20 protein-coding genes, 1 tRNA gene and 1 pseudogene are annotated in these 18,863 nt (G+C 63.1%); 5 read left to right on the plus strand and 17 right to left on the minus strand.

The window, feature by feature from the left end; genetic code table 11:
• The 10 genes and pseudogenes from ACTS2Z_RS09960 to ACTS2Z_RS10005 form a co-directional block, all read right to left on the minus strand.
• A pseudogene (locus ACTS2Z_RS09960) lies at positions 1-558 on the minus strand (SO2930 family diheme c-type cytochrome); the annotation flags it as partial.
• A 9-nt stretch (positions 559-567) separates the two neighbouring features.
• The gene (locus ACTS2Z_RS09965) at positions 568-1,809 is read right to left on the minus strand and encodes a parallel beta-helix domain-containing protein (RefSeq protein ID WP_442573062.1); all 1,242 of its coding nucleotides are present in this window, start codon (positions 1,807-1,809) and stop codon (positions 568-570) included.
• A gap of 185 nt (positions 1,810-1,994) precedes the next feature.
• Positions 1,995-2,378: a 50S ribosomal protein L19 gene (rplS, locus tag ACTS2Z_RS09970; protein ID WP_442573063.1), complete on the minus strand. Its 384-nt coding sequence runs from the start codon at positions 2,376-2,378 to the stop codon at positions 1,995-1,997.
• Complete coding sequence (trmD, locus tag ACTS2Z_RS09975) at positions 2,378-3,079, minus strand: tRNA (guanosine(37)-N1)-methyltransferase TrmD (RefSeq protein WP_442573064.1); 702 nt, start codon at positions 3,077-3,079, stop codon at positions 2,378-2,380. Before trmD ends, rplS begins: the two co-directional genes overlap by 1 nt.
• A 765-nt stretch (positions 3,080-3,844) precedes the next feature.
• A complete protein-coding gene (gene rimM / locus ACTS2Z_RS09980; protein ID WP_442573065.1) occupies positions 3,845-4,369 on the minus strand; it encodes a ribosome maturation factor RimM in 525 nt (174 codons plus the stop codon).
• Between the two features lie 145 nt (positions 4,370-4,514).
• Positions 4,515-4,985, minus strand: a complete 471-nt coding sequence (gene rpsP / locus ACTS2Z_RS09985) for a 30S ribosomal protein S16 (RefSeq protein ID WP_442573066.1) — start codon at positions 4,983-4,985, stop codon at positions 4,515-4,517.
• A 30-nt stretch (positions 4,986-5,015) separates the two neighbouring features.
• Complete coding sequence (gene ffh / locus ACTS2Z_RS09990; protein ID WP_442573067.1) at positions 5,016-6,551, minus strand: signal recognition particle protein; 1,536 nt, start codon at positions 6,549-6,551, stop codon at positions 5,016-5,018.
• A gap of 219 nt (positions 6,552-6,770) precedes the next feature.
• Complete coding sequence (locus ACTS2Z_RS09995) at positions 6,771-8,171, minus strand: dipeptidase (protein ID WP_442573068.1); 1,401 nt, start codon at positions 8,169-8,171, stop codon at positions 6,771-6,773.
• Between the two features lie 97 nt (positions 8,172-8,268).
• Complete coding sequence (locus ACTS2Z_RS10000; protein WP_442573069.1) at positions 8,269-8,691, minus strand: hypothetical protein; 423 nt, start codon at positions 8,689-8,691, stop codon at positions 8,269-8,271.
• Positions 8,678-9,151, minus strand: coding sequence for a Panacea domain-containing protein (locus tag ACTS2Z_RS10005; protein WP_442573070.1), 474 nt, complete (start codon positions 9,149-9,151; stop codon positions 8,678-8,680). Before ACTS2Z_RS10005 ends, ACTS2Z_RS10000 begins: the two co-directional genes overlap by 14 nt.
• 138 nt (positions 9,152-9,289) lie before the next feature.
• On the opposite strand from ACTS2Z_RS10005, the gene gshB reads away from it, so the two are divergent.
• On the plus strand, positions 9,290-10,246 hold the full coding sequence (gshB, locus tag ACTS2Z_RS10010) for a glutathione synthase (RefSeq protein WP_442573071.1): 957 nt from the start codon (positions 9,290-9,292) through the stop codon (positions 10,244-10,246).
• Positions 10,243-10,992: a hypothetical protein gene (locus ACTS2Z_RS10015; RefSeq protein WP_442573072.1), complete on the plus strand. Its 750-nt coding sequence runs from the start codon at positions 10,243-10,245 to the stop codon at positions 10,990-10,992. The genes gshB and ACTS2Z_RS10015 overlap by 4 nt, the downstream gene beginning before the upstream one ends.
• Before the next feature lie 110 nt (positions 10,993-11,102).
• Here ACTS2Z_RS10015 and ACTS2Z_RS10020 read toward each other — a convergent pair whose 3' ends face one another.
• The 5 genes from ACTS2Z_RS10020 to ACTS2Z_RS10040 all read right to left on the minus strand — a co-directional run bounded on the left by ACTS2Z_RS10020 (position 11,103) and on the right by ACTS2Z_RS10040 (position 15,187).
• On the minus strand, positions 11,103-12,542 hold the full coding sequence (locus ACTS2Z_RS10020) for a hypothetical protein (RefSeq protein WP_442573073.1): 1,440 nt from the start codon (positions 12,540-12,542) through the stop codon (positions 11,103-11,105).
• On the minus strand, positions 12,539-12,979 hold the full coding sequence (locus ACTS2Z_RS10025) for a TadE/TadG family type IV pilus assembly protein (protein ID WP_442573074.1): 441 nt from the start codon (positions 12,977-12,979) through the stop codon (positions 12,539-12,541). The genes ACTS2Z_RS10020 and ACTS2Z_RS10025 overlap by 4 nt, the downstream gene beginning before the upstream one ends.
• Before the next feature lie 90 nt (positions 12,980-13,069).
• Positions 13,070-13,387, minus strand: a complete 318-nt coding sequence (locus ACTS2Z_RS10030) for a hypothetical protein (RefSeq protein ID WP_442573075.1) — start codon at positions 13,385-13,387, stop codon at positions 13,070-13,072.
• A gap of 60 nt (positions 13,388-13,447) precedes the next feature.
• Positions 13,448-14,767: a dicarboxylate/amino acid:cation symporter gene (locus ACTS2Z_RS10035; protein WP_442573076.1), complete on the minus strand. Its 1,320-nt coding sequence runs from the start codon at positions 14,765-14,767 to the stop codon at positions 13,448-13,450.
• Positions 14,768-14,860: 93 nt separating this feature from the next.
• Positions 14,861-15,187, minus strand: coding sequence for a hypothetical protein (locus tag ACTS2Z_RS10040; protein WP_442573077.1), 327 nt, complete (start codon positions 15,185-15,187; stop codon positions 14,861-14,863).
• A 244-nt stretch (positions 15,188-15,431) separates the two neighbouring features.
• Between ACTS2Z_RS10040 and ACTS2Z_RS10045 the strand changes: the two genes are divergently transcribed.
• Positions 15,432-16,370 carry a hydrogen peroxide-inducible genes activator gene (locus tag ACTS2Z_RS10045; protein WP_442573078.1) on the plus strand — a complete coding sequence of 313 codons (939 nt, stop codon included), beginning with the start codon at positions 15,432-15,434 and terminating at the stop codon, positions 16,368-16,370.
• Between the two features lie 78 nt (positions 16,371-16,448).
• Positions 16,449-17,258 (plus strand): undecaprenyl-diphosphate phosphatase, encoded by an 810-nt coding sequence (locus ACTS2Z_RS10050; protein ID WP_442573079.1) that lies wholly within the window; start codon positions 16,449-16,451, stop codon positions 17,256-17,258.
• A 3-nt stretch (positions 17,259-17,261) separates the two neighbouring features.
• Here ACTS2Z_RS10050 and ACTS2Z_RS10055 read toward each other — a convergent pair whose 3' ends face one another.
• Positions 17,262-18,224 (minus strand): complex I NDUFA9 subunit family protein, encoded by a 963-nt coding sequence (locus ACTS2Z_RS10055; RefSeq protein WP_442573080.1) that lies wholly within the window; start codon positions 18,222-18,224, stop codon positions 17,262-17,264.
• A 173-nt stretch (positions 18,225-18,397) separates the two neighbouring features.
• Between ACTS2Z_RS10055 and ACTS2Z_RS10060 the strand changes: the two genes are divergently transcribed.
• A tRNA-Leu gene (locus tag ACTS2Z_RS10060) sits at positions 18,398-18,484 on the plus strand.
• Positions 18,485-18,565: 81 nt separating this feature from the next.
• Here ACTS2Z_RS10060 and ACTS2Z_RS10065 read toward each other — a convergent pair.
• The coding region (locus tag ACTS2Z_RS10065; RefSeq protein ID WP_442573081.1) for a hypothetical protein at positions 18,566-18,863 on the minus strand (298 nt) is incomplete at its 5' end.

Consider the following 18,863-nt stretch of genomic DNA (forward strand, 5'->3'; position numbering starts at 1 on the left):
GCCTGTGCGCGCCAGGCGGGTCGAGCGCTGGTCGTCATTCCAGACATAGGGAATCGCGGCCCAGCCCTCTTCGCGCCTTACAAGGACGCGGGTTTCGATGATCCGCACCGCTGACAGGTCAAGGCTCGCGCCGTCGAAATGGGCATGCGGGTCCAGCTCCAGCGCAACATCCCCGAAGTCAGCGCCTGCACGCGGATAGTAGAAGGTCTTGGTGATGACGGTGCCGACAGGAAAGTCGAACACGTCATCTGCCTGCCAGCGCGCGGGCGCGGCGCCTTCGGGAATCCAGACCGTGCGCAGTTTCAGTGCGTAATCGGAGAAGAGCGCGGTATTGAGCCCGTAGGGCATGACGCCTTCTGCAAGGATCAGGCGCTCGCCATCTAGGCGGAACTGGCCCCACTCCTCCAGCCGCGCGGGATTGCCTGCCGAATGAAAGGCCGGCGCGGTTTCCCACGCCGTCACGTCCACAGCCGGAGCGTTGGCGGGCGCATTGCCCGCCTCATTGCCGCAGGCGGCCAGCAGGACAGTGATTGCCAGAATGGTGAGGGGCAGTCGCATCGTGTGTGCCTAGAAGGGCAGTTCTACTGCGCTGCGCGGTGCATGGCTGCAATCGTGCTCCGCCGTCACCAGACGCGGATTGCCATACCCGCCGGGGCCATCCGCATTGAGCACTTCGGCCCCGGAAACACACAAGCGCAGATCGTCCGGCAGCGCGCCGTCCACGAGCTTGGCCTCATCCACATAGCCGTCCCACAACACGTCAGGGATACGGCCCGTCGGTCCGAACAGGGCAATGCGCAGGGCCTGAAGTTCCATGCCGTCAGGATTGTTGCCGCCGCCTTCGAACGTATTGGAGTAAATGTGGATGCCTTCGGGATAAGGGTCAAAATCGCTCTCGACGCCCAGTTCCGAAAACCCGGCCGAATGCAGCGAGGAAATGATCACGTTGGCAGTGCGGTTATCCGCCACGCGATTGTTGAAAATCTCCACATCATCGTTGGAGTTCACGAGAATCCCGGTGCCGGCAGGCACGTTGGCCACAGGCGTGCCGGCATGGCCAAAATTGCGGGTGTTGTTGGCAAACACATCATTGTCGAACACGCGCGTGCCATGGCCGGGGCGGGGCAGGTTCGGCATGTTGAAGACGAGGATGCCGCCGGTATTGTTGGTCGCGGTGTTGCCATAGACATCGGCATTCATCGAGTTCTCGATCTCGATTCCCGCCACGTTGTATTCGGCGCGGTTATTGCGCACGACAATATTGTCGGACTGGCCGACATAGATGCCGGCATCGGATGCGCCGATGGCGACCGAATCCTCGATCAGCACATTCGTGGTCAGCACTGGATAGATGCCATAGGCCCCGTTATCGGTGGAGGCGCCGCGAGTCCATTCGGTGCGCACCCGGCGGATGATGACGTTTTCAGAGCCGGTGATTTTCAGCGCATCGCCGATGGAGTCCTCGATGGCGAGGTCTTCAATCGTGAAATTGTCGGCGCTGGTAACGAGAAGCCCTTCCGCGCCGGCACGCTGTTCGGCGAAGGAGAGCACGGTTTCGTCCATGCCGGCCCCACGCAAGGTGACGCCATCGACATTGGCAAGTGACAGGCCGCGCTCGATCACGAAGACGCCCGCCGGTATCTCGATCACACTGCCGGGCTCAGCGTCCAGCAGCGCTTCCATCAGCACGTTCTGGTATTCACGGTCAGCTTGAGAGGTGTCGCGCGTCTCGCCAGCGGGCTGTCCGCAGGCCTGAAGAACGAGCGCCATGGTCAGGCCCGCAAGCCCGCCTTTCCAAATTCGGATCATCAAATCGTCTCCCCTTGAAATCGTCTGAACGCGTGTTGCCCGCGTTTCGTTGAGCGATCAGTTTGCGAGTTAATCGCGAGAAAGGGAAGTGGGCTGTTTGGAGCCTGGCCGGCAAAGTCCCGGACACAACGAAAAACGCCCACCTTTGCCGGTGGGCGTTTCGCATTCCAGTAATGCTGGAAGAATTAGTCGCGGCTCTCGATGCCGTGGCCCGAGGTGCGTTCGGCGATACGGGCCGACTTGCCGCGGCGGTCGCGCAGGTAATAGAGCTTGGCGCGGCGGACATGGCCCTTGCGCTTCACTTCGATGCTCTCCACCAGCGGGGAGTAGAGCGGGAACACGCGCTCGACACCTTCGCCGAACGAGATCTTGCGGACGGTGAAGCTCTCGTTGAGCCCGCCGCCGCTGCGCGCGATGCAGACGCCTTCAAAGCGCTGGACACGCTCGCGTTCACCTTCGCGGATGCGCACACCGACGACCAGCGTGTCACCGGCGGAAAAGTCCGGAAGCACTTTCTCGCCAAGAACGCGCGCGGCTTCTTCCTGCTCGAGCTTCTGAATGAGGTTCATCACGTCTCTCCATCCCGCCGCTGATGTCTCGTCCAGAGATCCGGACGGCGGTCCTTCGTTGCCTGTTCTGCCTGCTCGCGCCGCCATTTGGCGACCTTTCCATGGTCGCCGCTCAGCAGCACGTCGGGGATCTCCCGTCCCTCCCACACCCGCGGGCGGGTGTATTGGGGATATTCGAGGAGATCACCCTCGAAACTCTCTTCCGTCGTCGAGGCCATCTTGCCCAGCACGCCGGGGATCAGACGCACGCAAGCCTCGATGAGGTATTGCGCAGGTATCTCTCCACCGGCAAGGACGGCATCGCCGACGCTTACCTCTTCCATGCCGCGCGCCTCGATGACCCTCTGGTCGAAGCCTTCAAAGCGCCCGCATACCAAAATCACGCCCGGCCCGCCTGCCCATTCCCGGACCATGGCCTGGGATAGCGGCTTGCCGCGCGGTGTGAGGCAGATGACGGGGCGCCCCCGGCGCTCCACGCTGTCTACCGCTTCCGCGATCACATCCGGGCGCAGCACCATTCCAGGGCCGCCGCCAGCGGGGGTGTCATCAACGGAGGCGTGCTTATGACGGGAAAATGACCGGATGTCCACCGTCTCTAGCGCCCATTTGCCCTCTTTGAGTGCAGTGCCGATCAGCGACACGCCAAGCGCGCCGGGAAAGGCCTCCGGATAGAGAGTGAGAACGGTGGCGGTGAAGGTCATGGGAGGGGGTGTATGCGCCAGCAGGCGCAACTGGGCAAGGGGGCGTCGCTACCCCGCTTCGCACAAGTTCGGGAGGACAGAAGGGTCGGGTGGCGGGGCAGGCGGTTCGCGCCGGCCTCCCGGCATGCTGATCACACTTGCTTGGCCCGATACTTGTTCATCCAGACAATATTGGATGCCGACAGGCGCGAACCGATATCGTTCAGCGGCCACCCGCATGGAGTCGGTTAATAACCGGACCACGGTGGCGCTATCGTGATCGCTGATACACCGCACGTCAGGGGAGGGATCAGCGCCGTTTGCTTCAGGCCTAAGAGCGAGCGAGCACATCATATGCCGTGCTCCTATTTCCACCGCTCGGGTCGGCATCGGCAAACCGATCCTCACAAGGACTTGGCCAAGCGACGGCCTCCATATGCCATCGGCAGCGCGCTCCATGAACAAAACATCTGCGGTTTCATGAAACGCTTGGGCCCTCCGGCTCTGGGGGCGTGACAAGGGCAGATCCATTGCAGCGATAGATGCCTCTGCCGAAGCCTGAATTGTGGCAGCATCCGGATGGTCCACCGGGCAGGCAACGGTGAAGCCGATAGGTCCGCGTTGCTCAATGGCAGGTCCCTGCGGTGTGAGATCACACACCACCGGTTCGGACATCAGTGCCAGAGCACTCGTCAGTGCCAAGATCATCGCGCAGCCTCATTGCAACTTCTGGAGGAAGTCTAGGCTAGCGAACAGGCGGGGCGCAAGGTTGGGAAGGCAAGGCCGCTATTCTTCTACCCCCTCATCGCCGGCATCGATCGCGTCTGGCGGATTGATGACGAGCAGGCCTTGCGCGATCTCGATCACCGGCACCGCCTCGCGCGTGAAGGGAATGAAGAGTGCGCCGTCAGAGCCCGTCAGTTCCAGAATCTCGCCCGCACCAAAGTCGTGCACGGCCTTGACCCGGCCGGCCGGAGAGCCGTCCAGCTGCTCGGCCGCCAGGCCGATCAGGTCTGAATAGTAGAATTCGTCCTCGTCCGTTTCCGGCAGGGCAGAGCGGGGCACATGCAGGAGCGTGCCCTTCATCGCCATGATCTGCTCGCGGGTGACGGGTTCCCGGAATGAGACGATCACCGCCTCGCCGCCTGACGAGCGCGCAGTCTTCGGGGTCAGGATGATTTTGCCGTTCTTGTCGAGGAACGGGCCGTAGGAGGCGACATTGGCCGCCTCGCCAAAGGCGCGCAGCTTCGCCTCGCCCCTCACCCCATGGGCGCCCACTATGGCGGCAATGACGATGAGGGGTGGGGTCATGTCTTGTACGGCCTCATACCTTTTTCTCCCCCCGCCTGCGGGGGGAGTGGTCCGAAGGACCGAGGGGGGATAACTCGAAAAGTTCCCCCCTCCGCCTTCTTCGAAGGCACCTCCCCCGTAAACGGGGGAGGAAAAGAAAAAGCTCTTAGGCCTTTTCTTCTTCGGAAGCGGCCTCTTCAGCCGGAGCTTCGGCAGCGGCGTCTTCGGCGGCCGGCTCTTCGGCAGGAGCCTCTTCAGCAGCCGGAGCGGCCTTGGCTTCGGCTTCAGCGGCCTTGCGGGCTTCTTCCTTCTCGGCGCGCTCGGCGGCACGCTCTTTCGCAGCCTGGCCCGGCTCGGCTTTCTTCGGGTTGTTGCCCGCTTTCCAGTCATAGAGGCCTTCGGCGGCCAGGAAGCGCGCGACGCGGTCGGTCGGCTTGGCGCCTTTCTTGATCCAGGCGGCGGCTTTCTCGGCGTCGAAGGTCACGCGCTCGGCGTGGTCTTTCGGCAGCATCGGGTTGTAGGAACCGATACGCTCGATGAAGCGGCCATCGCGGGGATCGCGGCTGTCAGCCACGACGATGCGGTAGTAGGGGCGTTTCTTGGCGCCCGCGCGGGCGAGACGGATTTTCACGGCCATGGATTTAGTCCTTTTGGAGTGTTGAAACGATTATTTCTTCTTCGGGAAGCCGGGCGGCAGGCCATCAGGCCCCAAAGGTGCGCCAGCGCCCGGCAGGCCCGGCAAACCACTTAATCCCGTTGGGGATTTTCCTTTCAGCAGGTCGGAGGCAGCAGAGCCAAGCCCCGCGCCCGGACCGCCCATTCCGCCCAGAGCGCCGCCCATGCCCGCGCCCATTCCGGGTGGCATGCGCCCGCCCGGCATTCCGGGAAGGCCCTTGCCCTTGCCGGCGCGCTTCATCATGTCGGCCATCTGGATGTGCATTTTCAAAAGCCGGTTCACCTCCGGCACGCCCACGCCCGCACCGGCGGCGATACGCTTCTTCCGGCTGGCTTTCAGAAGGTCCGGCTTGGCCCGTTCATCCGGCGTCATGGAGAGGATGATGGCTTCCTGGCGTTTGAGCGCCTTGTCATCAAATCCGCTGGCGGCGGCCTGCGCCTTCATCTGCTTGTTCATGCCCGGCAGCATGCCCATGATGCCGCCCAGCCCGCCCATTTTCTGCAACTGGACCAGCTGGTCACGCAGATCATTGAGGTCGAACTTGCCTTTCGCCATTTTTTTGGCGAGGGCCTCGGCCTTCTCGTGGTCGATCTCGGCAGCGGCCTTTTCCACCAGCGAGACGATGTCGCCGCGCCCGAGAATGCGCCCGGCAAGGCGCCTGGCGTCGAAGGCATCCAGCCCGTCAATCTTTTCAGACGTGCCAAGGAACTTGATCGGCAGGCCGGTGACCCAGCGCATGGAAAGCGCCGCACCGCCGCGCCCGTCACCATCCATGCGGGTGAGCACAAGGCCGGTCAGTTTCAGGCGTTCATTGAAGCGCCTGGCGGTCTCCACCGCGTCCTGACCGGTCAGCGCATCGGCAACCAGCAATATCTCGCGCGGACGGGTTTCGGAGGCGATCTTCGCCGCCTCGCCCATCATTTCCTCGTCCAGCGTCGTGCGGCCAGCCGTATCGAGGATGACGACGTCAAAGCCCTGCAGGCGGGCCGAGCTCATGGCGCGCCGGGCGATCTCGACGGCGGTCTGGCCCTTGACGATGGGAAGGCTCGGCACGCCGGCCTTTTCCGCCATCTGGGCGAGCTGTTCCATTGCCGCCGGGCGGCGCGTGTCGAGCGAGGCGACGAGCACCTTCTTCTTCTCGCGCTCCGCAATGCGCCTGGCGATCTTTGCAGTGGTCGTGGTTTTACCGGAGCCTTGCAGGCCCGCCATCAGGATGGCGACCGGCGGCTCGCCCTCCAGCTGCAAACGCTCAGGCTCACCGTCTCCGCCCAGCAGGTCCACCAGCGCGTCATGGACGATCTTGATGACTTGCTGGCCCGGTGCGACCGAGCGGATGACCGCCTCGCCAACCGCCTTCTCGCGGACCTTCGAGACGAAATCCTTCACCGCCGGCAGGGCGACATCGGCTTCCAGCAGGGCGACGCGGATTTCACGCAGCGCCGCGTCCACGTCCTTTTCAGACAGCGCGCCCCGGCCGGTGATCCGGTCGAAAACGCCTGACAGTCTTTCGCTTAGCGCGTCGAACATAAGCTGCCTGAAACCCTTGGTCTGCATACCGCGCAAACGCAAAACCACCCCGCCGGGCGAGCCTTCGCCGGGCAGGGCACCTTCCCAGCCTCCGGGAGTTGTTCCGCCCCGTCGATGCGGGCTGCGGCTCCGTGTGCTGGCAAGGCAAGCGGTCGTTACGCTTGCTTATGATCGCGAGGCATTACGCGGGGGAACGCGAAGAGTCAAGGAAAGAGAGGGCTACCCCGCCAGACGGTCCAGTATCCGCGCCCAGGAGCGTATGCCCTTGCGGAAGCTTTCCAGCTCGTACTTCTCGTTCGGGCTGTGGATATTGTCGTCCTCAAGCCCAAATCCGGCGAGGATCGTGTCCATGCCCAGATGGCGCTTGAAATCGCCCACAATGGGAATGGAGCCGCCGCAGCCCATCAGGGCCGGCTCGGTCTGCCACTCGTCGCGCAGCGCCTCCACGCAAGCCTGAAGTGCAGGGTTCGTGACGTCCACGGCCAACGCGGGCGCGCCGGTATCGCGGCGCTTGAATTCCGCGCGGCAGTCTGCGGGCAGGCGGCTGGTGACGTGGGCCTCGAACGCCTTCCACACTTTTTCCGGGTCCTGCCCCGGCACAAGCCGGAAGGAGATTTTGGCGCTGGCTTTCGCCGGAATGACGGTCTTGAAGCCTTCGCCGGTATAGCCGCCCCAGATGCCGTTCACCTCTGCCGTCGGGCGGGTCCAGATCTGCTCCAGCACCATGCGGCCCTGTTCGCCTGCAGGCACGGAGAGGCCAATATCGCCCAGGAAGCGGCTTTCCGAGAAGTTCAGCCCCTTCCACTGTTCCAGCACGGCTTCGGGGGCGTCTTCAACACCGTCATAGAAGCCGGAAAGCGTCACCCGGCCCGTCTCGTCGTGGAGGCTGCCCAGTATCTGGGTCAGCAGCGTGATCGGATTGCGCGCCGCGCCGCCATAGAGCCCGGAATGGAGATCACGGCTGGCGGCGTGAAGGGTCACTTCGCCGGCGGTCATGCCGCGAAGGCTCGCGGTGATGGCAGGCGTGGAGCGGTCCCACATATTTGTGTCGCACACCAGGGCGAAATCGGCCCTGATCTCGTCGCCATGGGCTTTCAGCCACGGCTCGAGGCTGGGGGAGCCGCTTTCCTCCTCGCCCTCGAAGAAGATCGTCACCTTGCAAGGGAGCGACCCGGTCTCTTCCTTCCAGGCGCGGCAGGCCTCGATGAAGGTGCGCAGCTGGCCCTTGTCATCGGCCGCGCCGCGCGCGCGGATGTATTTCGAGCCATCGGCTCTGGTCTTGATTTCCGGCTCGAACGGGTCGGCCTCCCACAGCTCCAGCGGATCGACGGGCTGAACATCGTAATGGCCGTAAAAGAGTACGTGGGGTGCGTCTGCGCTCGCTCCCTCATGATGGGCGACCACGAAGGGATGGCCGTCGGCGGGCGCGACGCGCGCGTCAAACCCCAGTTCTTTCAGTTCATCGGCGAGGCTCTGCGCGGCCTTGAGGCACTCATCCTTGTAGGCCGGATCGGTGGAGATCGACTTGATGCGCAGAAGCTGCTCGTAGCGCGCGAGCGCCGCGTCGAAATCCGCCTCCTGACGGGCCAGAACCGCGTCCAGCGTGCTGGATGATTTCATCTGTCCGTCCATGGCAGTCTCTCCGGTGGCGAGGGGCGTGAGTTAGGGCGTGAGGGCCTCATCTACGCATCAGGAGAGAGGCGGGCAAGGATGGGGGTTATTCATAGACTTTGTGGTTGGCATCTAGCCAAATAATATAAAAACATGCGCCGATAATTATCCCATGAACTCGGCCAAACTTGTTCGCAGATAACGAAAACTGCCAAGGGTCGTAGGCCTGATATTGCTCATTAAGTGCCGCAAAGCCTTCGGGCTTTGATGTTTTTTCCCAGTCGATTTTATGGCTACGAATAGCGCCGCTGCGGTTGGAAGTGAATTCCATCGCCGTCCATCCTGATAGGCTTTTTAATCGGTCCATTAGCGCTTGCGTATAGCCATCCATAAAGATGGGCGGACACACGTCTTCATCCGAGCAATCGAATAATTTGAATGAAAATTTTAGATAGGCGTCATCCGGCGATGCATGCCGAATGCCGCTTTTTGAGACATGACTTACTGGAGTTTTCTTAATCTTCGACAAGAGATTTGTAAAAGTCCCTAGTTAGCTCTTTCGAAATGTAATTGTTGCATGGCTCGTCCGATGGAAGCTCGCCCCTCGCATCGAGCCAAGGGTCTTCTTGATGCGTCATTATTTCAAGAGCTACCGCAGTTTCAGAACCAAACACGTCAATTATATCGTTAAGAAAACTTGCTTCGGCTTCGGTCAAATCGTTGGGCTTTTTGATCTCGGAAGTTATTGGTTTCCACCGAAATTCCTTAAATCTATGATATTGGGACGTAGCTACAGGACCATGAACCCAAGCCTGAAATTTCTCAGAAATGAGTTCTTTGTCATGAAGGGCGAGCCACCAAGCGTCGGCATAATAAAGTAATTTTTGCAACTTTAGCGGCGTAAGCAGCTCTCCCCGATCTCGACACTCCGAAATCAGGTAATCAGCGATCTGTGCGGTTCGGCCGACATCTTTGTGTGCATCACTCATGGTAGCCTTTTATCACAAGCTGAGTCGGGGGGGAATTGATCCAGTGCAAAGTTCCGATTTCGGTCTGCTAGAGGGGTCTAGTCAGTTTCGTTCTGCCGGATATCCTTTGGAACTGCTCGACGCTGAAAGCGCTACGCCATGTTGAAAATTGCCTTCCAGATGGACCCGATCGGGGCCGTCAATGTGAATGCGGATTCCACCTTCGACATCGCGCTGGAGGCGTTCTCGCGCGGCCATGAAATTTGGGTCTATGAACCCCGCGACATGGCCATGGAGGATGGCAAGGTGCGCGCGCGGGCGATCCGGGTGAGCGCGATGCAGCGGGTTCAAGGGCAACATGCCGTGCTGGAGCCGTCGGTCACGCTGGACCTCTCCACGCTGGACGTGATCTTCCTGCGTCAGGACCCGCCCTTTGACATGGCCTATATCACCAGCACCCACATGCTGGAGGCGCTGCAGCCGGGTGTGCTGGTGGTCAATGATCCGGCAGAGGTCAGGAACGCCCCTGAAAAGCTGTTCGTTACGCGCTTTGAAGGACTGATGCCGCCGACGCTCATCTCCTCCTCGCTCGCTGATATCCGCGCCTTCTTCGAGGCGCACGGGCGCGACATCGTGGTGAAGCCCTTGTTCGGCAATGGCGGGGCGGGCGTGTTCCGCATCCGTGAGTCTGCCGAGAACCTGGCCTCCCTGCTGGAATTGTTCGCACAAGTCAGCCGCGAGCCGCTGATGGCGCAAGCCTTCGTTCCCGACGTGAGGAATGGCGACAAGCGCGTGATCCTGGTGGATGGCGAGCCTGCGGGCGCGATCAACCGCGTTCCGGCCGAAGGCGAGGTGCGCGCCAACATGCATGTCGGCGGCAAGGCGGTGAAATCCGACCTCACGGCGCGAGACCGCGAAATCTGCCGGATCATTGGCCCGGAATTGAAGGCCCGCGGGCTCGTCTTCGTCGGCATTGACGTGATCGGGAACTACCTGACCGAGATCAACGTGACCTCGCCGACCGGCATTCAGGAGCTGCGCCGCTTCTCCGGCATTGATGTCAGCAAGATGCTGATCGACTGGGTGGAGGCGAAGCGGGGCGGCAAAGCCTCGTGATCGACCCCTTACATCTCAAAATGCAATGGGCGCTCTCCTACCCGTTCACGCGGCCGGAGGGTGATTTCCTGTTCGTCGATGGCCGCACGCTGGATATCCGGTCCACCAAGGGCCCGATAAGCGGCTGGCAGGTGGCGGACGGCCGCCACGTCCTGCCCCTGCGCGATGTCGTGGGGGCGGCCCGTGCGTCAAGGCTGGAGGAGGGCGCGTATCACCCTGTAGTGGCGGTCGGCTCCAACGCCGCGCCGGTGCAACTTCAAAGGAAGTTTGCCCGCCATATCGATGATGTGGTGATCCCGGTCATTACTGTGCGTCTGCCAGGCCACGTCATCTGCTGGGCCAATCGCATCGCCGCCTATGGCTCGGTTCCGGCAACGCTGGCCGACGAGCCGGGCGCCAGCGTCTCGGCCTGGGCGACGCTGCTCTCGCCCCGCGACTATGCGCTGATGAACGCCACCGAAGATCTGGGCGTTGTCTACGAGGCCGTGCCGGTAACGGTCGAGCGCACGCCAGAGGCCGTGCACGGGAGCTTCGAGGCCTATCGCTGCCTGACCGGGCACTTTCCGGTGCGTGTCAGCGCGTTTGCCGCTACCGGGTCGAACCTGCCAGCAGGCAATCAGTGGACCGCGCAGGAGCTGGCGATTGCTAGGCTCGGCCTTGAAACACCGGTCGACCGGTTCGTCGCCGAAACGGTCAGCGATGTGGAACTGGCGGCGCGCAGGGACCGGGAGTTGAGTGGGGGGTGAACGGTTCTCTTTCGTCGTTCCCGCGCAGGCGGGAACCCAGAGCCACCTTACAATGTCCTCGCTTTACGTTCTCTGGATCTCCGCCTGCGCGGGGATGACGAGGTGAAACCTCATCCTACCAGAAACGGCCTGCCGCAGCGTACCTCGCGCAAGTAAAGCTCCGACTCTGCGATCGTGAGGCCCAGATCGGTCAGAAGCGCATCGACGAGGCCCAGCGAGCTGTTGAGCACACCCGATAGCGGCAGGCCCAGCCCCAGCAAATTCACCTGCGCGCCAAGGCCGGAACGGATCACTTCGGGACGGCCGCTCTCCACATGTTCGCTCGTCAGCACTGCTTCCACCGTCCGCCCGGAGGACAGATCGACGCTGAGCAGCGATCCCAGAAGCCCCAGCGCCCCGCCAATCCGGGCGCGCGCGGGCGAGGTAATGACTGCGAAGCGGGCCTCTGCCGTGCCGTCAGGGTTGCAGGTCAGCTGGACGAGGCGGGCCTCTGCAACAGCGTCCTCTATTTCCACATTGAGCCGGCCAAGCCCGGCGCCGATACTGACATCCAGCTCCAGCTGGCGGGTATGGGCCTGCGCTCCCTCCAGCCCGGCGCCGACCACAGAGGCTTCCTGCGGGGGCTGGCCTACGCCCAGCGTCACCGAAGCGAGCGGCGCGCTGACCGCCACCCCGATCTGGCGTCCGCCTTGCGCAGCGAGCGCACTGGCCATCACCAGATCGGCGAGGCCGACCTGCGCCCCGCTGACAAGGCCCGCGGAATTCATGCCGGGCGCAAGGCTGAGGATGTCGCCGACGCGCAAGGTGCGCGTGCCGTGGGCAGACTGGCGGGCCAGCACATCCAGCAGGGCGGGCGCGTCTGATCCCATCGCCGTCACGGCTGCGTTCAGCGCTTCGGACAGGCGGACATTGCTGTCGAGCAGGGCGTCATAGCTCACTGCGGTAAGCCCGGCTTCCAGCTTCAACGCATCAAGAAATCCCGGCACGGAAATGCGCGCATCGGCCAATGAGCGATAATCCATCACCGTGATGGCACCGGAATAACCGGTCAGCGCCGCCAGGACTGCGCCCGAATACCCGCCTTCAAGGCGAACGAGGCGTGAGGCGATGGCAAAGCTGACCATATCCTGGCGGGCGGCCGTGGCCTCGGCCCGCGCCCGCCAGCGCCGCTCATTGACGCGGACGCGCGACTGGTGGACCGAGCGCAACTCCACATGGGCGGCATTGTAGGGCGCCTGCAGCGAGGTGAAGCGCTCGGCAGGCGCGAGGGAGGCATCGGGTTCGTAAAGTCCCGGCTCCACCACGATGTCGAACTGTTCGGGATCAAAGCCCTGATCGCTCAGGACCGTGCGGGCGCTCTCGATGGAGTAATCGCTGTCGCGTACCGCCAGCAGGGCGATCAGGTCTGCTGTCGCCTGCAACTCACGCTTGTGCAGATGGTCCATGACCTGCGTCAGGGTAAAGACCAGCAGCAGAGAGCCGGCGGCAATCGCGCAGGCCATCAGCGGCGCAGCCGCGCCCGCCGTGTCGGAGAGGAAGCGCCGCATCATGCCAGCCCTCCATCGCGGATGATCTGGCGGTAGGTGATCTGATCGGCTGGCAGCGGCAACAGGCCGCGAAACGCATAGGCCGGATGATCGCTGGCGTCATAGCGCACCACGATCTCGGTATAGCCGGGCCGGGGTATCTCGACGGCGACGCTGGCACGCTCCGGCTCGATCAGGAAATAGCGCGGCAAGGTGTCAGCGACATGGGCCTCCACGATGGCGGCGCGTTCAGCCGCGCTGAGGCCCGCAATGGAGGAGCGGGCCGCCTCGGCAGCCAGCTGCTGCAGGCTGATATGGGTGGAGAACAGGAGCCCGTAGGCGATGGTGCCGGCCAGCAGCAGGATCACCAGCGGGGCAAGGATCGCAAATTCCACCGCGGACACCGCGCGCTCATCCCTGATGAGGGCTCCGGTGAAGGCGGCATGGTCGATAATCGGCATGGCGCACCTCTTTCATGCAGACTGCCCAAAAGAGCAACTACAGGATGTAGAGATACGCTAAACGGATTAATGCAACCTATACGGGAGCGGTTAACTGGCGGAGGCGGGCTTCAGGCGCGTCGCAAGCCTGGCAAGACGCCAGACGATCCAGACCGCGGCCCAGACGTTGCCCAGCAGAGGCAGCGGCAGGATGAAGAGAAGTGCAATCAGCTTGTTGCGCTCAAACATCCAGATGATGACGCCGAGAAAGAGAAAGCCGAGATAGAGGTCGATGAGGGCGACAATGCCCCAGGGATCTGCCGCCATCGCGGAGAAACTTGCTCCGATACTGGCCGCCTGTGAGGCCCAGATGATGCTCGCCAGCAATATGAGGCCGCCGGCGGCCAGCAGGATGCGCAGGAAGGTCATGGCAGGGGCTCCGTAATCAGCAGGTCATGCCTGATGATACGACACCGCCTGCGCTCCGGTTCAGCCGTCGGAGGGGCTGTCAGCGGATTCCTGACGCGGCGGCAAGGGCTGGTCGGCGGGCGCATGGAAGCGATCCTCGTCCAGCTCTCCCTCCCACTTGGCCACAGCGACCGCCACCGCGGCATCGCCGGTGACGTTCAGCGTCGTGCGGGCCATGTCCATGATCCGGTCGACCGGCAGGATGAAGCCGACAATGATGGCGATCTGCTCTGGCGGCACGTTGAACGTGCTCAGCACGATGGCCAGCAGGAAGAGGCCGGCACTGGGGATGCCCGCCGCGCCGATGGGGGCAATCGCGGCGGTGAAGGCGATCATGAAATAGTGGGTCAGCGTCAGGTCATAGCCGAAGGCCTGCGCCGTGAAGAGGGCAAGGATACCCAGATAGAGCGCCGTGCCGTCCATGTTGATGGTGGCGCCAAGCGGCAGGACCGAACCGGCAACCGAGCGCTTCACGCCCAGATTGTCGACCACATTGGTGATCGTCACGGGCAGGGTCGCCGAGGACGAGGCCGTGGAATAGGCAACCGCCTGCGCATCGACAATGCCACGCAGGAAGTTGAGGATCGGCAGGCCCAGCACGAAGCGGATCAGCCCCCCATAGACCAGTATGGCGTGGGTGAAGAGGCCCAGATAGACTGTGAGCACCAGGAGCCCGATGGAGGCAAAGGCTTCAAGGCCTTGCGTGACGGTGGTGTAGGCGACGAGCGCAAACACGCCGAAAGGCGCCACTTCCATCACCATGTGGGTGACTTTCAGCACGACATCGGAGGCGGAGTTGAACAGGTCACCTACCGGCTTGCCGGCCTTTCCGGCGAGCAGGATGCCGATCCCGATGAGCACGGCAAAGAAGATCACGGCAAGCACATCACCGTCGGCGAGGGCTGCGACGGGATTGTCCGGAACGATGGCCAGAAGACGGCTCGACAGGCTTTCAGCCTCGGTGGAGACGGGCACCGCATCCGCGCCGCCCAGATCCGCGCCAGCGCCGGGGCGGAAGAGCAGCCCGAAAATGATCCCGATGATGTTGGCGAAGAAAGTCGTGCCGAAATAGAGCAGCAGGGTCTTGCCGCCTATCGGGCCGAGCCGTTTGGGATCACCCAGCGCATACACCCCGGCCACCAGCGTGGTCAGGATGAGCGGGATGATGAGCATGCGGATCAGGCGGATGAAGAGATCGCCGACCGGATGGACATAGTTCTCGATGATGCGGGTAGCGTTGTCGCTGCCAATCAGCTGGGTCAGCAAGGCGCCGAAGGCGATGCCAAGGACAAGGGCGCCCAGGACGCGCTTCCACAATGCGATATTGAACCACCAGCCCATGAGTGCCCGTCCCTTTTGGCGTCAGTCACGCACAGGTTAAGCGCCCCGAAGGCAGCGTCAATCGGGCTATGCGGCAGGTTGCGGGTAGCAGACTTACGCCTGGCCGGCGTTGCGGCGGCGGCGCGTCAGCGCGTCAAAGCCCTTGATGAAGGCAATGCGCAGCATGAGGAAGCTCCAGACCGAACCGACGATCAGAAGCAGCGGGCCGTGCGGCTCGGCTGCCCATATGCGCGAGATCAGGACGATCGCGAGAGCGAAGATCATGTGCCGGCCGACATGGCGCCAGGTCAGGTCGCGATAGCGCGAGGCCCGGCGCATGGTGCGCGCCGAGAACCAGCGCCACGCGCTGCCCGCCCGCCCGGCATCGTGCCGGTCGCGGTCGGTGGCGGTGTGCCCGATATGGTGGATCGTATCAGCCATAAGATCAGGATACGGACCTTCTTGACATCCGTCAAGGGGAATCAAATTGCTGATTTTTGATATGGAAATCCGATTGCGACGTTTCTGTGAATGTCATGGTTTTTAACAAAGGTTTAGCGGGAGGCTCCGCCGCTTCCGCCGGATTATCCCGCAGGCAGGCGCAATTCCGGTATCGCAGCCGGATGCTGCTCTTGCGAAGGCTGATCGATTGTCTCTTGGAAAGCGATAGTTTATCTCGATAGCCATGAGCGCGAATCTCCCCACCTTGCGGCAGCTGCAATTCCTTATCGTTCTGGCAGAGCACGGTAATTTCAGCCGTGCGGCCGAAGCGGCCCATGTTACCCAGCCCACCTTGTCGGCCGGTATCAAGGAGCTGGAGCTGAGCCTGGGGACGACGCTTGTGGAGCGGGGCGCGCGCGGGGCCAGCCTGACACCGGCAGGTGAGGCGGCTGCGGCACGGGCGCGCACAATACTTACAGAAGCCGAAGATCTGGTACATGCGGCGCGCTCGGCCGGTGAACCGCTGACCGGACAGTTCCGGCTCGGCGTCATCCCGACCATTGCGCCCTTCCTCCTGCCACGCGTGCTCCCCGCCTTGCGCGACGCCTATGGCGAGCTTGAGCTTTTCCTGCGCGAGGATCTGACCCCACGCCTTGTCGAGGCACTCAAGGAACGCCGCCTCGATGCGGCCCTCATTGCCCTGCCATACGAGGCGTCCGGCATTGAGACGCGCTCCATCGCCATGGACGAGTTCCTGTTTGCCTGCGCGCCGGACCACAAGCTCGCCAATGCCACACCTTTGCGCGCTTCCAGCCTGGCCGATGAATCCCTGCTCCTGCTCGAGGACGGACATTGCCTGCGTGACCATGCGCTCAGCGTCTGTTCGGTCAGCCAGAGTGCAGCCGGTCCCGGTCAGGGCCGCGCTGATTCAGCGCGCTCGGACTTTGCTGCAACAAGCCTGCATACGCTGGTACAGATGGTTCGCAGCGGCCTCGGGGCGACGCTTCTGCCGCGCCTCGCGGTTGATGGCGGGGTGGCAGAGGGTCTCGGCCTGGTCATCAAGCCGTTCGACCCGCCGGTTGCAGGCCGGGAGATCGGTATGGCGTGGCGGCGCGGTTCTGCGCGCGCCGATGAGGCGGCAAAGCTTGCTGACGCGGTGAAGGCGGCACTGGCGCCGCGCTGATGTCTTCACGCCTGTGCAAGACTTGGCGTGCATAGCTGTCAGGCATTAGCGGGTGCCTTGCGGGAGCGGATCTGAACCATGAGCCTGACCCTTCTCATCCTGATTGCCATCGTGCAGGGCCTGACAGAATTCCTGCCGGTTTCCTCCTCCGCCCACCTGATCATCGCGCCACTCGCCTTCGGGGTGGAGCCGCACAGCGTGCTTATCGACGTGATGGCGCATCTGGGCTCCCTCCTCGCCGTACTGGTCTATTTCCGCAAGGATATTGCCGGTGTGATCCTGGGTGTGTTTGCGTGGTTCTCGGGCCGGATGACACCGGGCGGACGCCTCGCTTTGCTGGTGGTGATTGCCACGCCCCCGGTGATGATCGTTGCCGCCCTTCTCTATTTCTCAGGCCTGTTCGAACAGATGCGCTCGCCTGCCGTCATTGCCGGCGCGACCCTGCTCTTCGCCCTGCCGCTCTGGCTCGCCGACCGGTATGGCGCGCGGGTGAAGACAGTGGAGACGCTGACCTACAAGGACGCTGCGCTGATCGGGCTGGCCCAGGCGGTCGCGATGATCCCGGGCGCCAGCCGTTCCGGCCTGATGATGACGGCGGCGCGCATGCTGGGCGCCGAGCGTTCCGCAGCGGCCCGCTTTGCCATGCTGACCAGCCTGCCGGTGATTGCCGCCTTCGGCCTGCAGTCCGGCATTGATCTGGCGCGCGGCGAAGCGCCTGGGGCCAGCCTGTTCGACGGTCTTGTCGCGATGGGCCTGTCGTTTGTGTCGAGCCTTCTGGCGATCCACCTGCTCCTGAAGCTGGTGGACCGGTTCGGCTTCCTGCCCTTCGTGATCTACCGGATTGCGCTCGCCTTCGCGATAATCGCGGTAATCGTGTTCGTGATCTAGACGCTACTGCGCCGGAGCGAACTGGCCACCCTTGCGGAAGCGGTAGAGATAGCCCGGAACGATCGCTTCCACCGTTGCAGGCGTGATGCCGAGGTCGGCAAGGCCCGGCAGAGCGTCAGAGGCAACATTGTCGGATTTGAGCAAGGTGACCTGATCGCGTGTCAGGATGACAGGCACGAAGGGCAGGGCGCCCGCCACCTCGCCTGCAAAGCCCACAATGTAAGCGCCCAGCCAGGGCAGCGGCGCGAGCAGGCGCGGGCGGCGGATCGTGGCCGTGATGTACTCCATCAATTCCTTGAAGGTGTAGGTCGCCGGTCCTCCCAGCTCATAGGTCTTGCCTTGCGCGTCACGGCTCTCCAGCGCTGCGAGTATGGCCGCGCCGACATCACCGGCCCAGACCGGCTGGAAGCGCGTCTTGCCGCCACCGATCAGGGGCAGGGCGGGCGTGTACAGGGCCATCTGGGCAAAGCGGTTGAAGAAGCTGTCCTCGGCGCCGAACACGATGGACGGGCGCAGGATGGTAGCGGTGGGCACGGCCTCCAGAACAGCCTTTTCGCCGGCGGCCTTGGTACGCGCGTAGGATGACTGGCTGTCCGCGTCCGCGCCAATGGCGGAGATGTGGACCATGCGGGTAATGCCGGCCTCTTTCGCCGCTGCGGCGATATGGGCCGCACCCTGCTCCTGAACCGAGCGGAAGGTCTGACGCCCGCCCTCGGCCAGAATGCCGGTCAGGTTGATGACGGCGCTTGCTCCCTCGACCGCGCGGGCCACCGAGGCCCGGTTACGGACATTGGCCTGAACCAGCTGTATCTGGCCGACCGCGCCGATGGGTTTCAGCTCGACGGCCGTGTGGGGAAGACGGGTCGCCACGCGTACCCGGTAGCCGGCCTTTACAAGGGCGCGGACGGCATAGCGTCCGATGAAACCCGATCCGCCAAAGACCGTGACCAATTCATCGCGCAGCATGTGGCTTCTCCCGGCGAGCGTGAAAGATGTCCGCGAGGGCATGGCCACGCGAACACGTCGAATGTCGTTAGCGGATAGACCAAATTTGCGCGCTGTTGGCAACGCCGCACAGGCGCGTTGACAGCGCCCTCGCCCGCATTTATCACCGCGCCTCCGACGCCTCCAGAAAATAGGCCCAGGTGGCGGAATTGGTAGACGCGCCAGCTTCAGGTGCTGGTTTCCGAAAGGAAGTGGAAGTTCGAGTCTTCTCCTGGGCACCATCCTTGAAACTGGATGGCGACGCATGAAAAACGGCCCCCGCGGGGGCCGTTTTTGCGTTCAGGCTACTGTCAAACCGGTTTTTAGCGCTGCAGGAGCCAGTCTCTGGCCTCGGTCTCGCAGGCAAAGGGCTGCAGCTTCACGGCAAAGGCGCGCGCAGTGCTTTCCATCACCATGTAGGGACGCGTGCGCTCGCCATGGGACACATGGGCGCAGCGGCGTGGTGACAGCTCTTCCATGATCAGTTCGAGCGCCTCGACCATATCGGAAAGCTCGTAGGCAATGCTGGTCTTCGAGGTTTCGATCAGAACCCCGTTGACGCGCTTGCCGGCGCCGGCGTCAACGACGGCCTGCGCAGCCTTGTGCAACACGTCACCGGTC

Source organism: Glycocaulis sp., assembly GCF_052168375.1.
GTDB lineage: Bacteria > Pseudomonadota > Alphaproteobacteria > Caulobacterales > Maricaulaceae > Glycocaulis.

Coding starts and splice junctions, on each gene's coding strand:
- ACTS2Z_RS09965 (WP_442573062.1), bottom strand. CDS start 1,809: ATGATCCGAATTTGGAAAGGCGGGCTTGCGGGCCTGACCATGGCGCTC.
- rplS (WP_442573063.1), bottom strand. CDS start 2,378: ATGAACCTCATTCAGAAGCTCGAGCAGGAAGAAGCCGCGCGCGTTCTT.
- trmD (WP_442573064.1), bottom strand. CDS start 3,079: ATGACCTTCACCGCCACCGTTCTCACTCTCTATCCGGAGGCCTTTCCC.
- rimM (WP_442573065.1), bottom strand. CDS start 4,369: ATGACCCCACCCCTCATCGTCATTGCCGCCATAGTGGGCGCCCATGGG.
- rpsP (WP_442573066.1), bottom strand. CDS start 4,985: ATGGCCGTGAAAATCCGTCTCGCCCGCGCGGGCGCCAAGAAACGCCCC.
- ffh (WP_442573067.1), bottom strand. CDS start 6,551: ATGTTCGACGCGCTAAGCGAAAGACTGTCAGGCGTTTTCGACCGGATC.
- ACTS2Z_RS09995 (WP_442573068.1), bottom strand. CDS start 8,171: ATGAAATCATCCAGCACGCTGGACGCGGTTCTGGCCCGTCAGGAGGCG.
- ACTS2Z_RS10005 (WP_442573070.1), bottom strand. CDS start 9,151: ATGAGTGATGCACACAAAGATGTCGGCCGAACCGCACAGATCGCTGAT.
- gshB (WP_442573071.1), top strand. CDS start 9,290: ATGTTGAAAATTGCCTTCCAGATGGACCCGATCGGGGCCGTCAATGTG.
- ACTS2Z_RS10020 (WP_442573073.1), bottom strand. CDS start 12,542: ATGATGCGGCGCTTCCTCTCCGACACGGCGGGCGCGGCTGCGCCGCTG.
- ACTS2Z_RS10025 (WP_442573074.1), bottom strand. CDS start 12,979: ATGCCGATTATCGACCATGCCGCCTTCACCGGAGCCCTCATCAGGGAT.
- ACTS2Z_RS10030 (WP_442573075.1), bottom strand. CDS start 13,387: ATGACCTTCCTGCGCATCCTGCTGGCCGCCGGCGGCCTCATATTGCTG.
- ACTS2Z_RS10035 (WP_442573076.1), bottom strand. CDS start 14,767: ATGGGCTGGTGGTTCAATATCGCATTGTGGAAGCGCGTCCTGGGCGCC.
- ACTS2Z_RS10040 (WP_442573077.1), bottom strand. CDS start 15,187: ATGGCTGATACGATCCACCATATCGGGCACACCGCCACCGACCGCGAC.
- ACTS2Z_RS10045 (WP_442573078.1), top strand. CDS start 15,432: ATGAGCGCGAATCTCCCCACCTTGCGGCAGCTGCAATTCCTTATCGTT.
- ACTS2Z_RS10050 (WP_442573079.1), top strand. CDS start 16,449: ATGAGCCTGACCCTTCTCATCCTGATTGCCATCGTGCAGGGCCTGACA.
- ACTS2Z_RS10055 (WP_442573080.1), bottom strand. CDS start 18,224: ATGCTGCGCGATGAATTGGTCACGGTCTTTGGCGGATCGGGTTTCATC.